At 73.3% G+C, this 16,900-nt stretch carries 14 protein-coding genes; 10 read left to right on the plus strand and 4 right to left on the minus strand.

The annotated features are described in order from the left end of the window. Positions 1-628 precede the first annotated feature (628 nt). Positions 629-1,129: a hypothetical protein gene (locus tag ACFVGO_RS25955; protein ID WP_359902319.1), complete on the plus strand. Its 501-nt coding sequence runs from the start codon at positions 629-631 to the stop codon at positions 1,127-1,129. Here the strand turns inward: ACFVGO_RS25955 and ACFVGO_RS25960 are convergent. Then, positions 1,123-2,598, minus strand: coding sequence for a BTAD domain-containing putative transcriptional regulator (locus ACFVGO_RS25960; RefSeq protein WP_380634340.1), 1,476 nt, complete (start codon positions 2,596-2,598; stop codon positions 1,123-1,125). The genes ACFVGO_RS25955 and ACFVGO_RS25960 overlap by 7 nt on opposite strands. A 97-nt stretch (positions 2,599-2,695) precedes the next feature. On the opposite strand from ACFVGO_RS25960, the gene ACFVGO_RS25965 reads away from it, so the two are divergent. From ACFVGO_RS25965 to ACFVGO_RS25990, 6 genes are all read left to right on the plus strand, one after another. Then, the gene (locus ACFVGO_RS25965) at positions 2,696-5,626 is read left to right on the plus strand and encodes a BTAD domain-containing putative transcriptional regulator (protein ID WP_359902313.1); all 2,931 of its coding nucleotides are present in this window, start codon (positions 2,696-2,698) and stop codon (positions 5,624-5,626) included. A gap of 133 nt (positions 5,627-5,759) precedes the next feature. Further along, entirely contained in the window at positions 5,760-6,665 is a 906-nt protein-coding gene (locus ACFVGO_RS25970) for a CAP domain-containing protein (protein ID WP_359902310.1), read from the plus strand. Between the two features lie 42 nt (positions 6,666-6,707). Next, positions 6,708-7,565 (plus strand): peptidoglycan-binding protein, encoded by an 858-nt coding sequence (locus ACFVGO_RS25975; protein WP_359902307.1) that lies wholly within the window; start codon positions 6,708-6,710, stop codon positions 7,563-7,565. 44 nt (positions 7,566-7,609) lie between these two features. After that, entirely contained in the window at positions 7,610-8,176 is a 567-nt protein-coding gene (locus ACFVGO_RS25980; RefSeq protein ID WP_359902304.1) for an RICIN domain-containing protein, read from the plus strand. A 60-nt stretch (positions 8,177-8,236) separates the two neighbouring features. Then, positions 8,237-9,022 (plus strand): GNAT family N-acetyltransferase, encoded by a 786-nt coding sequence (locus ACFVGO_RS25985; RefSeq protein ID WP_380634344.1) that lies wholly within the window; start codon positions 8,237-8,239, stop codon positions 9,020-9,022. Positions 9,023-9,216: 194 nt separating this feature from the next. Further along, positions 9,217-9,918, plus strand: a complete 702-nt coding sequence (locus tag ACFVGO_RS25990; RefSeq protein ID WP_359902298.1) for a hypothetical protein — start codon at positions 9,217-9,219, stop codon at positions 9,916-9,918. Positions 9,919-9,945: 27 nt separating this feature from the next. On the opposite strand, the gene ACFVGO_RS25995 is transcribed toward ACFVGO_RS25990, so the two are convergent. Next, positions 9,946-10,608: a TetR/AcrR family transcriptional regulator gene (locus ACFVGO_RS25995; protein WP_359902295.1), complete on the minus strand. Its 663-nt coding sequence runs from the start codon at positions 10,606-10,608 to the stop codon at positions 9,946-9,948. A gap of 371 nt (positions 10,609-10,979) precedes the next feature. Between ACFVGO_RS25995 and ACFVGO_RS26000 the strand changes: the two genes are divergently transcribed. The 3 genes from ACFVGO_RS26000 to ACFVGO_RS26010 all read left to right on the plus strand — a co-directional run bounded on the left by ACFVGO_RS26000 (position 10,980) and on the right by ACFVGO_RS26010 (position 13,607). Continuing rightward, positions 10,980-11,438 (plus strand): DUF6542 domain-containing protein, encoded by a 459-nt coding sequence (locus ACFVGO_RS26000; protein WP_380634347.1) that lies wholly within the window; start codon positions 10,980-10,982, stop codon positions 11,436-11,438. After that, the gene (locus ACFVGO_RS26005; protein ID WP_380634349.1) at positions 11,431-13,059 is read left to right on the plus strand and encodes an LCP family protein; all 1,629 of its coding nucleotides are present in this window, start codon (positions 11,431-11,433) and stop codon (positions 13,057-13,059) included. Before ACFVGO_RS26000 ends, ACFVGO_RS26005 begins: the two co-directional genes overlap by 8 nt. A 167-nt stretch (positions 13,060-13,226) precedes the next feature. Further along, positions 13,227-13,607: a VOC family protein gene (locus ACFVGO_RS26010; RefSeq protein ID WP_380351858.1), complete on the plus strand. Its 381-nt coding sequence runs from the start codon at positions 13,227-13,229 to the stop codon at positions 13,605-13,607. 106 nt (positions 13,608-13,713) lie between these two features. Here the strand turns inward: ACFVGO_RS26010 and ACFVGO_RS26015 are convergent, their stop codons facing one another. After that, complete coding sequence (locus tag ACFVGO_RS26015; protein ID WP_380351860.1) at positions 13,714-14,769, minus strand: 2-oxoacid:ferredoxin oxidoreductase subunit beta; 1,056 nt, start codon at positions 14,767-14,769, stop codon at positions 13,714-13,716. Further along, entirely contained in the window at positions 14,766-16,763 is a 1,998-nt protein-coding gene (locus ACFVGO_RS26020; protein WP_380351861.1) for a 2-oxoacid:acceptor oxidoreductase subunit alpha, read from the minus strand. Before ACFVGO_RS26020 ends, ACFVGO_RS26015 begins: the two co-directional genes overlap by 4 nt. Positions 16,764-16,900 lie beyond the last annotated feature (137 nt).

The following is a 16,900-nucleotide window of genomic DNA, read 5'->3' on the forward strand; positions in this document are numbered from 1 at the left end:
CAAAAGGAATCTCCAACCCCAGGAAACCTGAGGCCGGGGATGTCAACATATCTGGCGTTGACTTTTGGCACGCTGTTGAGTTCTCAAGGAACGGAAGCTTCCTTCGGACCGCCTTCCAGCAGACCCTCCGGGCTTCGTTCTTTCGTGTTTCCAGCTTATCAGATGTTTTCCGCTCCGTTTCCGGGGCTTCGTTCATCCAACTCGCTGGCGCCTTCCGGGGTTTGACGCCCCGTCCGACGTTTCAAACTCTAGCCGATCCCCGCTCCGAAAAGCGAATCCGACCGCAACCCAATAAAACGAGCACGCCTAATACGCACCAGGCCACGACGCACACAGGCGAAGCGACCCGGCCCGAACCGGGAAGTGGTGTTTCAGAGGATTGGCCACCCCGGGACCGTCCGCGCGGCTGCGTGTCCGGTGCTCCCTGTCAGGCGACTAGGAGACAGTACTCCTACTCCGGGCCCAAGCCAAACGCCCCTGCCCGGCTCCTCCCCGCCCCACACCCCCGGACGCCGATCAACGTCGGCGTTCATCGTTTGTCTACCGCTCTCCCCCAAGCTCGTGCCACACCGCGCCCCGAGGACCTGGCGGCGCGATCGCACGAGAGAACCACGAGGTACACGGGGACATGAAGACGATGAAGGCCCTCCGGCAGATCGCCCTGGCCACCGCCACCACCGCGCTCGCACTGGCCGGGGCCGTGGCCTCCACCGGCACCGCGGAGGCGGCGATCGACCGGGCCGTCGACCACGTCTCGATCTGGGACGACGAGCCGCTGTACCAGGGCTGGTACATCGAGTCCGGCTCCACCAGGATGATCATGCAGCCCGACGGCAACTTCGTCGTCTACCAGTACGGCAGCGACGTCAAGATGGCCAGCAACACCGTCGGCTGCGGCTACAAGGCCGTCATGCAGGTCGACGGCAACTTCGTCGTCTACGCCGCCAACGGCTACGCCTGCTGGTCGTCCGGCACCGCCGGCCACCCGCACGCCAAGCTGACCGTCACCGCCGGCGGCACCTCCGGCGTCTACTGGGGCGGCGGCATCATCCCCCGGCTCGCCCACTCCTCCGAGCGCGGCCCCTTCTCCGGCCCGGGCTCGGTCTTCTTCTCCTCCGACCTCTACTGAGTCCTCCCCGGCCCGTCCCCCCGGAGCGCGAGCCAGCTGACCAGGTCGGCCACCGTCCACCGGGGCCGGGCGGCCAGCCGCTCCGCCGCGGTCCGCAGCAGGACCGGCAGGTGGCCGCAGAGCGCGGCCACCTCGGCCACCGCCTCCGGCTCCCGCCGGACCCGCTCCGCGCCGACGATCCGGGCCAGCAGCTCGTAGGCGTCGTGCGGCTCCAGCGGTCCCACCGCCAGCCGCACGGCGTCCTCGGGCAGCGCGCCCGGCTCCGCGCCCGCCACCACCGCGGCGCAGCCGGGCGCCGCCGGCAGCAGCGGCCCCGGCTCTGCCACCCCGTCGAGCAGCACCAGCACCCGGCGCCCGGCGAGCGCCGCGCGGTAGCGCGCGGCCAGCTCGTCGAGGCCGGCCGAGGAGTCCGCCCGATCCCCCAACGCCCGCAGGAAGCCGGCCAGCACCGCGCCCGGGCCGCCGCCGCTCGCGTACAGCTGCCCGTCCGGGAAGGCGTCCTGGACGGCGTGGGCGACATGCACCGCCAGCGCCGACGCGCCGCAGCCCGCAGGGCCCGACAGCCCCAGCACCGGCGTGCCGCCCGCCCGCAGCGCCCGCTCCGCCTCCCGCACCTGCGCCGCCCGCCCGACCAGGTCCGGAATGTCCGGCGGCAGCTGACACGGCCTCGGCAGCCGCCGCAGCAGCACCGGGGTCTCGCCGCGCCGGATCTGCTCCGCCAGCTCGACCAGCGCCGGGGCGGGTTCGAGCCCGAGCTCCCCGTCCAACCGCTCCCGCAGCGCCTCGTACCCCGCCAGCGCCTCCGCCGTACGGCCGCAGCGGTGCAGCGCCAGCAGGTGCAGCCGGTGCACCTCCTCGTCCTGCGGGTACGACGCCACCAGCCCGGCCAGCGGATCCAGCGCCTCGGCGTGCCGGCCGAGCGCCAGGTCCAGGCCGAGCAGTGCCTTCACCGCCGCGAACCGCCCCGCCGCGAGCCGCTCCCGGACCCGCTCGGCGAACGCCCCGGGCACCCCGTCCAGGGCGCGCTGCCCCTCCCAGGAACCCAGTGCCCGCGCCAGCGACTCGCGTGCCCGCAGCGGATCCTGGTGACGCAGCGCAATGGCCTCGGCCACCGCGCCCTCGTAGCGGAAGAGGTCCACCGCCGTGCGCGGCGCCTCCAGCCGGTAGCCGCCCGCGGTCCCGACCAGCAGTCCGGGCGTGCCCAGGGCACGCCGCAGGCGGTGGATGTGCGTGCCGATCTGCCCGACCGGATCCTTCGGCCAGCGGGTGTCGTCCGCCCCCCACAGGTCCTCGACCAGCCGATCCGTGGACACCAGCTGTCCCGGCGGGATCAGCAGCGTTGCGAGCACGGCCCGCTGCTGCGGTCGGCCGAGGTCGAGCTCACGGCCGTCGCACCGGGCCCGCAGCGGACCCAGCAGGCTGAAATCGAGCCCCACCGCCCACCCCTCGAAGACGTCGATCCGGTACACAATCTGTGACAGAGAATAGGCCGCCGGGGTATGGGGGCCCCGCCGTCCGGCCGGAACTGGCGGGATCCCGGCACAGAACGACTTTCGGGGACGGGACATGGGTGACATCGGGGGGTCCGGACTGCGGTTCGGACTGCTGGGACCGCTGCGGGCCTGGTACGGGGAGCAGGAGCTGGAACTGGGCAGGCCGCAGCAGCGGGCCGTGCTCGCCGTGCTGCTGGGCGCGGCCGGGCGGACGGTGGCCGTCCCGGTGCTGGTCGAGGGGGTGTGGGGCGGCGCCGCACCGGCCGACCCGCGCAAGGCCGTCCAGCTCGCCGTGTCCCGGCTGCGCGCCGCGTTCCGGCCGTACGCCGGGGACGACCCGGAGCGGATGCCGCTGGTCCGGGTCGGCGACGGCTACGCGTTCAAGGCGGCCGGGGCCGAGCTGGACTCGGCCGTGTGGGACGCCCTGCTGGCCGAGGCCCGACGGCTGCGCGACGCGGACGCGCCGCCGCAGGAGGTCCGGGAGGTGCTGCGCCGCGCCCACCGGATGTGGGTCGGCGAGGCACTGGCCGGACTGCCCGGGCCGCACGCCGAGGCCGTCCGCGCCCGCCTGACCGAACAGCGGGTCTCGGCCAAGGAGACGGAACTGGGGCTGGACGCCGACCTCGGCGACCGCACCGACCTCACCGCCGCGGCGGCCGCCCTCGCCCTGGAGCACCCCGGCCGCCCCCGGCTCACCGCCGTCCTGATGCGCGCCCTCTACCAGGCCGGGCGCAAGGCCGAGGCGCTCGCCGTGTACGAGGACGCCCGCGCCTGGCTCCCGCCGGACGAGGACGGACCGGCCGGGCTCCAGCTGCGCATCCTGCGCGAGGACGCCTCCCTGCTGCCCGCGAACGCCACCGCCGGCCCGACCGAACCGGCCGCCACCGAGACCGACAGCTGGCAGGCACCCGACCAGCTCCCGTCCGGCCTGCCCGACTTCACCGGCCGCACCGAGGAGGCCGAGACCCTCGCCGACCGCCTCGCCGGCGCCGGCGGCCGGGCCGTCGTGGTCTCCGCCCTGGACGGCATGGGCGGCGTCGGCAAGACCACCCTCGCCGTGCACGTGGCCCGCCGGGTCCGCGACCGCTTCCCCGACGGACAGCTCTTCGCCGACCTGCGCGGCGCCGACCGCACCCCGCCCGACCCCGGCACGGTGCTCGCCGGCTTCCTGCGGGACCTCGGCGTCGACCCGGGCGAGATCCCTCCGGACACCGGCGAACGCAGCGCGCTCTACCGCTCGGCCCTGTCCGGGCGGCGCGTCCTGGTCGTCCTCGACAACGCCGCCACCACCGGCCACGTCGAACCGCTGCTGCCCGGCTCACCCGGGTGCGCGGTCCTCGTCACCAGCCGCCACCGGCTGACCGGCCTCGCCGGGGCCCACCAGCTGCGCCTGGACACCCTGCCGCCCGAGCAGGCGCTGGAGCTGTTCACCCTGATCGTCGGCGCCGAACGCGTCGCCGCCGAGCCCGGGGCCGCCGAGCAGGTCGTCCGGGCGTGCGGGCTGCTGCCGCTCGCCGTCCGCATCGTCGCGTCCCGGCTCGCCGCCGACCCCTCGCTGACCCTGGCCGCGCTCACCGAAGGGCTCCGCCGCGAGCACCGGCTGGTCGAACTCAGCGACGGCGAACGGACCGTCGAAGCCAGCTTCGCGCTCTCCTACCGCCGCCTCGACGCCGAACTCGCCCGCGCCTTCCGGCTGCTCTCCCTGCCCGACGCCCCCGACGTCCCGCTGCCCTGCGCCGCCGCCCTGCTCGACCGCACCGAGGCCGAGACCGGGGAGCTGCTCGAAACCCTCGTCGACCTCAACCTCCTGCACTCCCCGCGCTTCGGCCGCTACGGGTTCCACGACCTCGTCCGTGCGTACGCCCGCGGTCGGCTCGCCGAGGAGGACGGTGCCGCCGAGAGCACCGCCGCCACCGACCGGCTGCTCGACTTCTGCCTCGCCAGCGCCCGCAGCGCCGACCTCGCCGCCCGCAGGCCCGACCCGGTCGAGCTCAGCCTGCTCGACGCGGCCGTGTCCCACCCCGGCCGACCGGTCGCCGACGGCGCGCAAGCCGTGCGCTGGATGCGCGAGCAGGCCGAGGTGCACGCCGCCGTCATCGCCCTGAGCTGCGCCGACCCGGCCGTGCCGCTCGACCGCGCCGCCGAACTCGCCGACCGGATGAGCTCGGTGCTCGCCGAACGCACCCAGACCACCGTCATCGCCGACCTCGCCGAACGCCTCGCCGGTGAAGCCGAGGCCCGCGGCGACCACGGCCCGCACGCCCTCGCCCGGTACGTGCGCGGCTCCATGCTCTGGCACGTCAACCGCTACGCCGAGTCCGCGGAGGAGATCCGCCGGGTCGTCGACATCTGCACCGCCACCGGCACCGAGCGGGTCCTCGCCAAGGCCCTGCTCACCCTCGGCGGCAACGCCCGCGTCCACGGCCGCTACGCCGAGGCCGCCGAGCACGCCGGCCGCGCCGCGGGGCTGTTCCGCCGCCTGGACGCCGGACGCTCCGAGGGCAGCGCGCTCGGCGAGTTCGCCTTCAGCGCGGCCCAGACCGGACGCCTCGACGAGGCCCGGGACGCCGCCGAGCGCTGCGCCCGCCTGATGAGCGACTCCGGCCCGGTCTCCGCCGCGACCGGCCGCTACTACCTCGCCCGGGTACTGCGGCTGTGCGGCGACCCGGAGGCGGCGCTCGCCCACGCCGTCGGCGCCCGCGAGGAGTTCGCCGCCCTCCAGGTCACCGTCTTCGCCGCCGCGTCCGGGGACCTCGCGGCCCGCATCCACGCCGAGGCCGGCCGCTGGCTGCTCGCCGTCGACGCCGCCGAGGCCGTCCTCCCGCTCGCCCGCCGCACCAGCGCCGCCCTGGAGGCCGCCCTGCTGCGCACCCTCGGCACCGCGCTCACCGGCCTCGGCCGCCCGCGCCAGGCCCGGGCCTGTCTGACGGACGCCCTGGAGGTGTACGAGCGGCTGGGGCTCAAGGAGGAATCCGAGCAGGTCAGGGGGCTGCTGGAGCGGTAGACACGGCATCAACGCGAAGGTGCACTACGCGCGTTGACCGACCGTCTACCGCGGTGCCGGAACGTCTCTCTCGTCAGGCCCCGGGCCGCAGCGGTCGCGGCCCGGGGCGACACCACAGACGAGAGGCGCAACCATGCCCACGCTCCCCCAGCACGGTCAGAACTGGACGCTCAAGTCCGCCAACGGAACCGTCGCCGACCTCCGCTCCAGCCAGACCACCGCCGGCACCGCCATCCAGTCCTGGGGCCCCAACGGCACCACCGCCCAGGGCTGGACCTTCTGGGCCAAGGAGAACGGCAGCTTCCTCCTGGAGACCCTGCTGACCACCGGGCGGCACGCAGGCGGCCAGGCCATGGTCATGGACTTCAACTACTCCATCGGCCAGACCTGGCTCTACAACGAGCACAACCAGCCCAACCAGCACTGGTGCTTCGAGCCCCTCGACAACGACTGGGTGCGCATCCGCACCACCCGCACCAACGACGGCATGCTCTTCCTCACCGCCGCCGCCCCCGGCTCGCCGCTCACCCTGGCCAAGCAGGACGACGGCAACCCGGCGCAGCGCTGGCAGCTCGTCCCGGCCGGGGGCGCCGGCAGCGGCGGCCAGCAGCAGCCCCAGCCGCAGCCCCAGCCCCAGCCGCAGCCCGGCGGCGGCGGTGACTTCCGCACCGAGATGCTGAACTCCGTCAACGCCGAGCGCGGCCGGGTCGGCGCCCCGCCGGTGCGCCTGGACGACCGCCTCAGCGCGGCCGCCCAGCGCCACGCCAACGACATGGCCTCGCACGACCTCACCCAGCACAACGGCACCGACGGCAGCACCCCCTGGGACCGCATCGCGGCCGCCGGCTTCTCCTCGCGGGCCTCCGCCGAGAACGTCACCCCGAGCAACAGCGTGCCGGAGGCGATGCAGATGTGGATGAACAGCCCGGGCCACCGGGTGAACATCCTCAACCCCGACTACAACTTCATCGGCATCGGCTACGCGCCCCGCCAGCGCGGCAACTGGGGCCGCTACGTGCAGACCTTCGGCAAGGCCTGAGACCCCGACCGGCACCCTTCCAGCAACAAGGAGTCCATACCCATGTCCTCGAACGCGGCGGACCTGATCCGCATCGCCCGAGACGAGGTCGGCTACCACGAGGGCCGCAGCGGCGGGCACTGGAACAACATCCAGAAGTTCTCCCCCGCCGTCGCCGGCCTGGAGTGGTCCCAGGGCGAGGCCTGGTGCGCCACCTTCGTCGCCTGGTGCGCCGAGCAGTCCGGCAACGGCGGGCTCTTCCCGGTGAGCGCCTCCTGCGCGGAGGGCGTCGCCTGGTTCAAGGAGCGCGACCGCTTCACCGAGTACCCGGTCATCGGCGGCCAGGTCTTCTTCGGGCCCGGCGGCGGCAGCCACACCGGCATCTGCGTCGCCTACACCAGCTCCACCATCACCACCGTCGAGGGCAACACCAACGACGGGGGAAGCTCCGAGGGCGACGGCGTCTACCTCAAGACCCGTGAGCGCCACTCGGACTGGGTCCACGGCTACGGCATCCCGGACTTCGCCGAGGGCGTCGTCCTCGCCGATCCGCAGTGGAAGGACCGCTCCGGGGCGCTCTACTTCGGGCAGGAGGCGTCCGCCGACGACAGCCCCGCCGGCGGCGCCCCGTCCGGCACCGCCCCGGCGGCCGGCGGCGACAGCGGCGGCGACGGCTACGAGCCCTTCCCCGGCGCCGACTTCTTCCACGACGGCCAGAGCAGCGACGTCATCACCCGGATGGGAGAGCGCCTCGTCGCCGAGGGCTGCTCCGCCTACGCCGAGGGCCCCGGGCCCGAGTGGTCCGGCGCCGACCGCGAGTCCTTCCGCAACTGGCAGCACAAGCTCGGCGACTCGGGCGCGGACGCCGACGGCGTCCCCGGCCCCAAGCAGTGGGCCGCGCTCGCGGTCCCGCGCGGCTGACGCCGGGCACACGGCACACCCACCTCACCAGAAGGAGAAACCCGATGAGCACCATCACCCGTACCCGCAGGCTCCTCGCCTCGGTCGGGACCGTCGCGGCCGTCGCGGGGGCGGTCGTGGCGGGCGCGCCCGCCGCACAGGCGGCGCAGGCCGGCGCCTGCGACCTGTCGCCGTCCGTGGGAGGCATGACGGCCGTGAACAACGGCTCCGGGGCCGGCGCGCTCGACCTGTACCACAACGTCGAGGCCAACGGTCAGCCGATCATCATCTATCCGGCCAACCAGTCGCCCGCGCAGACCTGGTCGTTCTGGAAGTACTGCGACGGCACCACGGCGATCTCGCACGGGCAGGGCAAGGTCATCGACCTCGACACCGGCTCGGGCGCGGTCCGCCTCTGGGACACCCCCGGCGGGCTGGACGGCCTCAACCGGCCGACCGGCGACTGGATGCCGGCCAACCAGAAGTGGCTGCTGACGGACAACGACCGCGGCTGGTACATGATCATCAGCGCGGCCACCGGGCAGTGCCTCACCGCCAACGGCGGCGGCCAGGCCACCGGGGTGACCTCCTGCAACACCGGCGACCCGGCCCAGCGCTGGCTGCTGGGCTGACGAACCACCGGGCCCGGTCCGCTCCTCGACGTCGAGCGGACCGGGCCTATCCTCGTCCGCGTGCCCCTCATCAGCCTGCACGACCGCGCCGCGCTCGCCGCCCGCTTCCACACCGATCCGGCGCTGCACCTCTTCGAGCTCGGCGACCTGGACGACACCCTCTGGCCCAACACCACCTGGTACACCGCCGCCCCCGACGCCGGGCACGGACCGGTCGCACTGCTCTACAGCGGCGGCGACACCCCCGTCCTGCTCGCCTTCGCCCGGCCCGCCGGCCTCCCCCCGCTGGAGGCGCTGCTGCGCGACCTCCGCCCCTTCCTCCCCCGCCGGTTCACGGCCGGGCTGCCGGACGGCGCCGAGCGGGCGCTCGCACCCGACTACGCGGTCGAGCGCCGGACGCCGCTGCTGCGGATGCTCCTCACGGCGGAGCTCCCGGCCGAGGACACGCACGAGACCCGGCCGTTGGGCCCCGCCGACGTCGACGGCGTCCGAGCCCTGCTCGCCGAGTCCTACCCCGGCTCCTGGTTCGACCCCCGGATGCTGGCCGGCGGCGGCTACGTCGGCGTCCGCGAGAACGGCCGGCTGCTGGCCGTCGCCGGAGTGCACGTCCACTCGCCCGCCCAGCGGGTCGCCGTGCTCGGCAACGTCACCACCCACCCCGACGCCCGCGGCCGCGGGCTCGCCCGGGCCTGCGTCACCGCGCTCTGCCGCCGGCTGGCCGCGAGCACCGACCACCTGGGCCTGAACGTCCGCACCGACAACGCCCCGGCGATCCGGCTGTACGAGCGGCTCGGCTTCACCACCGTCGCCACGTACAACGAGCTGGTGCTCGGCGCCACCTCCTAGGCGCCACCTCCTAGGCGCCGCGTCCCGGGCAGCGGATCACGAGTCGATATCCCTTGTCACGGCCGCGCGAGGGACTCGTCACGAACGTGTCAAAGCGGCGCCGAACCCATGGTCCCGATCATTCGCGCTGCGCTATGAACGTCCCTCAGGAGGACCGCCGGCACCGGGGGTCCGCAACCACGGGGGATCCACACGTGAAGCCCATCCGCAGCAGTCGCCACGCCCTGGCCCTGGCCTCGCTGGCCGCTGTCGGCGCGCTCACCCTTACCGCCTGCAACGACGACGCCTCGTCGTCCGACACCGCGACGACCCCGCCGGCGACCGGCGCGCCCGCCGGCCAGGCCGCCTCGCCGAGCGCCGCGGCCACCACCCCGGCCGCCTCGCCGAGCGCCGCGGCGACCACCCGGGCCGCCTCCGGTTCGGCCTCCATCCCGGCGGGCGGCACCGCCCCGGCGGCCGGGACCACCCTGAAGCTCGGCGACGCCGCCACCATCCCGTTCAGCTCGGGCAGCACCAAGGGCACCATCGCGCTCGCGGTCACCTCGATCGAGAAGGGCGACCCGGCCGACCTCACCTCGCTCAACCTGGGCGACAAGGCCAAGGGGCTGGTGCCGTACTACATCCACTACAAGGTCACCAACGCCGGCGACACCGACCTGTCCTACACCAGCGTCAACCACATGAAGGGCCTGCTGGCGGACGGCACCGAGGCGCAGGAGCTGATGGTCATCGGCTCCTTCCCCAAGTGCAAGAGCGAGTCGCTGCCCAAGGGCTTCACCAACGGCCAGTCCGCCACGTCCTGTGCGGTGGCGATGTCCCCGGAGGCCTCCAAGGTCGCGGGCGCCGAGTACTGGGGCGAGCCGTACACCCTCGGCAAGGGCCTCAACTGGAAGTGATGCCCGGACCTGCCCAGCCCCGTGCCGTCAGCCCCGTGCCGTCGGCGACGACGCCGCCGGCGACGCGCCGTGGATCCGCAGGAAGGCGTCCACACCGGCCGCCGCGATCCGCTCGACCTCCTCGTCCGCCACCGGGAGGGCGCCCCAGAAGGAGCGCTCGGCGATGCCGTGGAAGGTCAGCAGCGTGAACTGCTCGGCGGCCAGTGCGGCGTCCCCGACCGTGAGGAGCCCGCGCTCGGCGAGCGCGGCGAAGTGCTGCGCGAGGTCGCGCTGGGAGGCGATCGGTCCGGCCTCCAGCCAGGCCTCCAGGACGTCCGCCGGGATGTTGGCCACTTCGGCCCGGATCGCCCGGCCGAGCGCCCCGTGTTCCCCGGCGGACAGGACGGCGCGGGCCCGCTGGACGGCGAAGTCGATCAGGTCCTGGCGCAGCTCCACCACCCGGTCGAGGTACTTCGCCATCAACTCCCGGATGCGTTCGGTCAGTTCCGCCGAGTTCTGCAGGGCCACCGACAGGAAGAGGGTCTCCTTGTCGGCGAAGTGGTTGTAGACCGTCCGCTTGGACACCCCGGCCTCGGCCGCGATCGCGTCCATGCTGGCCCGGACGTACCCCTCGCGCCCGAACACCGCCGTCGCGGCCTGCGTGATCGCCTTGCGCTTCTCCGGCCGCCCCGCTCCGCCCGTCGTCGCCACGGCCCTCTCCTCTTCCGCCGGCGCATCGGCCGGCCACTCAGAAACTACCCGGTGTAGTTTATCCGGGTCACGGCGAACCCGGACTTGCCGCCGAACACGCGTGCTCTATGCTGCGTACGACTTCTACACCCGTGTAGAGGTGATACGGAAGCGCCTCCCCCGATCACGGGCGGCCGGGCGGGAACCGGCCGGCCGGAAACCGGCGTCCGGAACTGGCAGCGCCACGAACAGAGTTCCGGAACGACGGACGACGGGCCCACGGCCCGGACGAGGACCGGCCCGGGACCGGACGGACCGGACGGACCGGACGGTCGGCACGCGGCGCAGGCGCCACCGTGGCGCGCGGAGCACGGGAACACCGGGGTGAGGGCGTGGCGGGGCAACGAGGACGGTCGGCCGACAAGCGGGCGCGCCGACGGGCGGCGGACGGACCCGCCGGACACATACGCCCCCTGCCCGGCGGCCCCGCGCTGCCGGTGGCGCTCGCCGTCGGACTGCCGCTGGCCGGCGCCGCGGTCGACGAACTCTCCGGCCCCGGGATGGGCCTGGCCTTCGCGGTGGCCGCGGTGCTCGGCACCGGCCTGGCGGCGGCGCTGAGCGGCCGCAACGGCTGGTGGTGGGTGCTCGCCGCCTCGCCGCTGGTCGTCCTGGGGGTGACGGCCGCCGTCGAGCTGGCCGCCCACCGCGACCGGTACCAGGGCAAGGCCCTGGCCACCGGCGCCGCCAAGTGGGTGGTGCACGGCTTTCCCGTGATGGCCGAGGCCGCGGTCGCGGCCGTCGTCGTGATCGCGTTCCGGCTGGTCCGGGCCAGGAGGAGGCAGCATGGCTGACAACGCCGGAACCGACGGACGTGCCGCGGCCCGCCGCTCCTCCCCCGTGCTGATCGCGGGCCGGGCAGTGGCCTTCACCGTGGGGTTCGCGGTGTTCGCCGCCAGCGGGGTGGTCTGGTACGAGTACAAGCAGCTCACCGACGGGATGACCACCTCCGGCGTCATCGCCGAGACCAAGAAGGACGCGCCCAAGCACCTCGACAACTCGGTCAACCTGCTGCTGATCGGCCTGGACAGCCGCAAGAACATGGACGGCACGGACCTGCCGCCCGAGTTCGTCCAGGACGAACTGCACGCCGGCCACAGCTCCGACATCGGCGGCTACAACACCAACTCCCTGATCCTGCTGCACATCCCGGCGAACGGCGGCAAGGTGCAGGCCGTCTCGATACCCCGCGACGACTATGTGATGACCTACGGCGCCGACGGCTCCCAGCTGGGCATGGCCAAGATCAAGGAGGCCTACGGCGCGGCCAAGGACAAGGCCGACGCGGGCCTGCGCGCCAAGGGCCTCAAGGGCGCCGACCTGGAGAAGGCCGGCCGGGACATCGGCCGGGCGGCCACCATCCGCACCGTGCAGAAGTTCCTCGACCAGCCCATCGACCACATCGCCGAGGTCAACCTGATGGGCTTCTACGACATCGCCAAGGCCCTCCAGCCGATCGAGGTCTGCCTCACCCACGACACCAGGGACCCGGCCATGGAGGGCCAGGGCTCGGGTGCCGACTTCCACAAGGGCGTCAACAAGCTCAACGCCTCGCAGGCGCTCTCCTTCGTCCGCCAGCGCCACAACCTCGACGGCCCGGACGGCAACTCGGGCGACTTCGCCCGCACCCACCGCCAGCAGGCCTTCATCTCCTCGGTCGTGCACAACCTCAAGCAGAAGGGCGTCATCGGCGACCTCGGCAAGATGCAGGAGCTGATGGGCGTCATGCAGAAGGACCTGGTGATCGACAACGAGTGGAACGTGCTCGACTTCGCCCAGCAGGCCCCCAACCTCACCGGCGGCAACGTCGAGTTCAACACCCTGACCTTCGACGGGTTCGGCACCAGGAACGGCCAGGACGTCAACCTGGTGACCCCGGCGAAGGTCCAGAAGGTGGTCAAGCAGCTCTTCGGCTACGCCGACGCCGCCGCGGCACCGGCCCCGGCCGACCCGGCCCCGGGGGCGGCCCCCGCACCGGTCCAGCCGACCGCGGCACCGACGCCGACCCCGACCGCGACCTCCGCCAGGCCCGTCACGGTCGACGTCTTCAACGCCTCCTCCGCCGCCGGCGTGACCTCCGCCGCCGAGGCCAAGGCCCTGGCGGGCCTGGGCTTCAAGGAGGGCCGCACCGGGTCGGCCGGCACCCGGCCGAAGACCACCACGGTCGTCTACGGCAAGGGCGCCAAGGAGGCCGCCGAGCAGATCGCGGCCCGCTACGGGGTGACGGCCACCGAGTCCGCGAGCGCCGCCGCCGACCACGTCGTCGTCACCCTCGGCACCACCTTCACCGGCGTCGCCGCCGACGAACCCGCCTCCCCCGCGGGCGGCGCCCCGGCCGACCCGGCCGCCAATCTGCCCATGCAGGGCCCCGCCGTCGACGCCCAGGCCGACGGCGGCATCCCCTGCGTCTACTGACCCGCTCCGCATCGGCCGTCCGAGGGAGGCTCCCCGCCCGGGGAGCCTCCCTCGGCCGTTCCGGCCCGGAGGGGTCCTCGCGGAAACCCCTGGCGCAATTCTCCGTACTATGTATAGTGTACTGCGTACGGGATAACGCCCGAACGCCGACGAAAGGGTTCTCCGCCTTGCAGATCACCAGGACCGCCGTCTCCCTGACCGTCGAGGACGTCACCACTTCCGCCGCCTTCCTCCAGCGGCACTTCGGCTACACCGAGGAGATGTCGGCCGACGGCTTCGTCTCGCTCGGACACCCGGGCGGCGGGGTCAACGTCGTCTACCTGCGGCGCGGCCTCGAAGTCCTGCCGGAGGAGCAGCGCCACCGGATCGCGGACGGCGTGATCCTGGCGTTCGTCGTCCGGGACATCGCCGCCGAGGAACGGCGGCTGCGCGCCGAGGGCGTCACGATCACCCTCCCGCTGCGCGAGGAGCCCTGGGGCGAGAAGCTCTTCCAGGTCGCCGACCCGAACGGCGTGGTGGTCGAACTGGTCGAGTGGGCCGAGGAGTAGACAACGACGAGCGGCAGGCCACGACGAGCGACAGGAAATGACAACGGCGCCCCCTGTCCCGGCCGGGACAGGGGGCGCCGTTCGCTCGGACCGGACGGCGGGGCGGTCAGTCCACCGTCCAGGTGTCGTTGCCGGCGAGCAGCGCGGCCAGGTCGCCCTCGCCGCGCCGGGTGGTGGCGGTGGCCAGCTGGTCCGCCATCAGCTCGTCGTAGACCGGCCGTTCGACGCTGCGCAGCACGCCGATCGGGGTGTGGTGCAGGGTGTCCGCGTCGGCGATCCGGGAGAGCGCGAAGGCGGCGGCGGGGCCGGCCGCGTGCGCGTCGTGGACCAGGACGTCCGCCTCGTTCCCCGCCGTGACCGGGGCGGTGAACAGCTCGCCGTCCGGCCCCCGGAAGACGCCGTTCGCCAGGTCCGCGCCGAAGCGGACGGGCCGCCCGTGCTCCAGCCGGATCAGCGCCTCGTCCCGGCTGCCGGGGTCCTTCAGCACCTCGAAGGCGCCGTCGTTGAAGATGTTGCAGTTCTGGTAGATCTCCACCAGCGCCGTGCCCCGGTGCTCGGCGGCCGCCCGCAGCACCGACTGGAGGTGCTGGCGGTCCGAGTCGATGGTGCGCGCGACGAAGGTGGCCTCGGCGCCGATCGCCAGCGACAACGGGTTGAACGGCGCGTCCAGCGAGCCCATCGGGGTGGACTTGGTGATCTTGCCGACCTCGCTGGTCGGCGAGTACTGGCCCTTGGTGAGGCCGTAGATACGGTTGTTGAACAGCAGGATCTTCAGATTGACGTTCCGCCGCAGGGCGTGGATCAGGTGGTTGCCGCCGATCGACAGCGCGTCGCCGTCACCCGTCACCACCCAGACGCTCAGGTCCTGGCGCGCGGTGGCCAGCCCGGTCGCGATCGCCGGCGCCCGGCCGTGGATCGAGTGCACCCCGTAGGTGTTCATGTAGTACGGGAAGCGCGAGGAGCAGCCGATGCCCGAGACGAACACCGTGTTCTCGCGCTTGATGCCCAGCTCCGGCATGAAGGACTGCACCGCCGCCAGGATCGCGTAGTCCCCGCAGCCGGGGCACCAGCGCACCTCCTGGTCGGTCTTGAAGTCCCGGGCGCTCTGCGGCCCTTCGGCCTTGGGCACCAGCTTCAGGGACGGGAAGGCGTGCTCGCTCATCGGTGGTCCTCCTCGTCCAGGGTGCCGATCGCGGCCCACAGCACGTCCGCCAACTGGGCGGCCTTGAACGGCAGCCCGCGCACCTGGTTGTAGGACTCGGCGTCCACCAGGTACTTCGCCCGCAGCAGCAGGGCCAGCTGCCCCAGATTCATCTCGGGCACGATGATCTTCTCGTAACTCCGCAGCACCGAGCCCAGGTTGGCCGGGAACGGGTTGAGGTTGCGCAGGTGCGTCTGGGCGACCTCGCCGCCGTCCGCGCGCACCCGGCGCACCGCGGCGGTGATCGGCCCGTAGGTCGAACCCCAGCCGATCACCAGCACCCGGGCGTCGCCGGTCGGGTCGTCCACCTCGACCGGCTTCACCGTGATGCCGTCGATCTTGGCCTGCCGGGTGCGGACCATGAAGTCGTGGTTGGCCGGGTCGTAGGAGATGTTGCCGGTGCCGTCCTGCTTCTCGATGCCGCCGATCCGGTGCTCCAGGCCGGGCGTGCCGGGCACCGCCCAGGGCCTGGCCAGCGTCCGCGGATCGCGCAGGTACGGCCAGAAGGCGCCGTCCTCGCGGTTCGGGCCGGTGGCGAACTGCGGGTCGATCTCCGGCAGTTCGTCGACGGCGGGGATCCGCCAGGGCTCCGAGCCGTTGGCCAGGTAGCCGTCCGAGAGCAGGAACACCGGGGTGCGGTAGGTGACCGCGATCCGGGCCGCCTCCAGCGCCGCGTCGAAGCACTCCGCGGGCGTGGCCGGGGCGACGATCGGCACCGGCGCCTCGCCGTTGCGGCCGAACATCGCCTGCAGCAGGTCCGCCTGCTCGGTCTTGGTCGGCAGGCCGGTGGACGGGCCGCCGCGCTGGATGTCCACGATCAGCAGCGGCAGTTCGAGCGAGACGGCCAGGCCGATCGCCTCCGACTTCAGCGCGACCCCCGGCCCGGAGGTGGTGGTCACCCCGAGCGCCCCGCCGAAGGCGGCCCCGAGCGCGGCGCCGACGCCGGCGATCTCGTCCTCCGCCTGGAAGGTGCGCACCCCGAAGTTCTTGTGCCGGCTCAGCTCGTGCAGCACGTCCGAGGCCGGGGTGATCGGGTACGAGCCCAGGTACAGCGGCAGGCCGGAGCGCTTCGCGGCGGCGATCAGCCCGTAGGACAGCGCGAGGTTGCCGGAGATGTTGCGGTAGCGCCCGGCCGGGAGCCTGGCCGGCGGCACCTCGTAGGAGACCGCGAAGGACTCCGTGGTCTCGCCGAAGTTCCAGCCCGCCCGGAAGGCGCTGATGTTCGCCTCGGCGATCTGCGGCTTCTTGGCGAACTTGGTGCGCAGGAACGACTCCGTCCCGTGCGTGGGCCGGTGGTACATCCAGGACAGCAGGCCCAGGGCGAACATGTTCTTCGCCCGCTCCGCGTCCTTGCGGGCCAGGCCGCTGTCCTTGAGCGCCTCCAGGGTCAGCGCGGTCAGCGGCACCTTGTGCAGGTGGAAGCCGTCCAGCGAACCGTCGGTCAGCGGGTCGGCCGGGTAACCGACCTTGGCCAGCGCGCGCTTGGTGAACTCGTCGGTGTTGACGATGATCTCGGCGCCGCGCGGCAGGTCCGGCAGGTTCGCCTTCAGCGCGGCCGGGTTCATCGCGACCAGCACGTTCGGGGCGTCGCCCGGGGTCAGGATGTCGTGGTCCGCGAAGTGCAGTTGGAAGGAGGAGACGCCCGGCAGGGTGCCGGCGGGCGCCCGGATCTCGGCCGGGAAGTTCGGCAGCGTGGACAGGTCGTTGCCGAAGGACGCCGTCTCCGAGGTGAACCGGTCACCGGTCAGCTGCATGCCGTCACCGGAGTCGCCGGCGAAGCGAATGATCACCCGATCGAGTCTGCGGATGGGCTTGCCCGGCTTCACCGGAGGGCCGCCCGGCGCGGGCGGTCCGGCGGGAGCGGCCGCACCCGAGCGCGCGTCGCCGTTCCCGGCGCGGGCCTCGTCGCCGTCCGGGCCGTCCACTGCCTCTGACTGATCGACCTGACTGGTCACTGCCGCGGACCTCCTCGTGGGCACACCACCGCGGGCGCGGCCCCGTGCCCCGTCCGCCTGGTGCACCTCTCGCATCCTATGCGGGCCGACACGACGGCGGCCGGAACCACGGCAGCAATTTCACCGGCCCGCGGCCA

The sequence above is a fragment of the Kitasatospora sp. NPDC057738 genome (assembly GCF_042798815.1).
GTDB classification, from domain to species: domain Bacteria; phylum Actinomycetota; class Actinomycetes; order Streptomycetales; family Streptomycetaceae; genus Kitasatospora; species Kitasatospora lactacystinica.

Coding starts and splice junctions, on each gene's coding strand:
- ACFVGO_RS25955 (WP_359902319.1), top strand. CDS start 629: ATGAAGACGATGAAGGCCCTCCGGCAGATCGCCCTGGCCACCGCCACC.
- ACFVGO_RS25965 (WP_359902313.1), top strand. CDS start 2,696: ATGGGTGACATCGGGGGGTCCGGACTGCGGTTCGGACTGCTGGGACCG.
- ACFVGO_RS25970 (WP_359902310.1), top strand. CDS start 5,760: ATGCCCACGCTCCCCCAGCACGGTCAGAACTGGACGCTCAAGTCCGCC.
- ACFVGO_RS25975 (WP_359902307.1), top strand. CDS start 6,708: ATGTCCTCGAACGCGGCGGACCTGATCCGCATCGCCCGAGACGAGGTC.
- ACFVGO_RS25980 (WP_359902304.1), top strand. CDS start 7,610: ATGAGCACCATCACCCGTACCCGCAGGCTCCTCGCCTCGGTCGGGACC.
- ACFVGO_RS26005 (WP_380634349.1), top strand. CDS start 11,431: ATGGCTGACAACGCCGGAACCGACGGACGTGCCGCGGCCCGCCGCTCC.
- ACFVGO_RS26015 (WP_380351860.1), bottom strand. CDS start 14,769: ATGAGCGAGCACGCCTTCCCGTCCCTGAAGCTGGTGCCCAAGGCCGAA.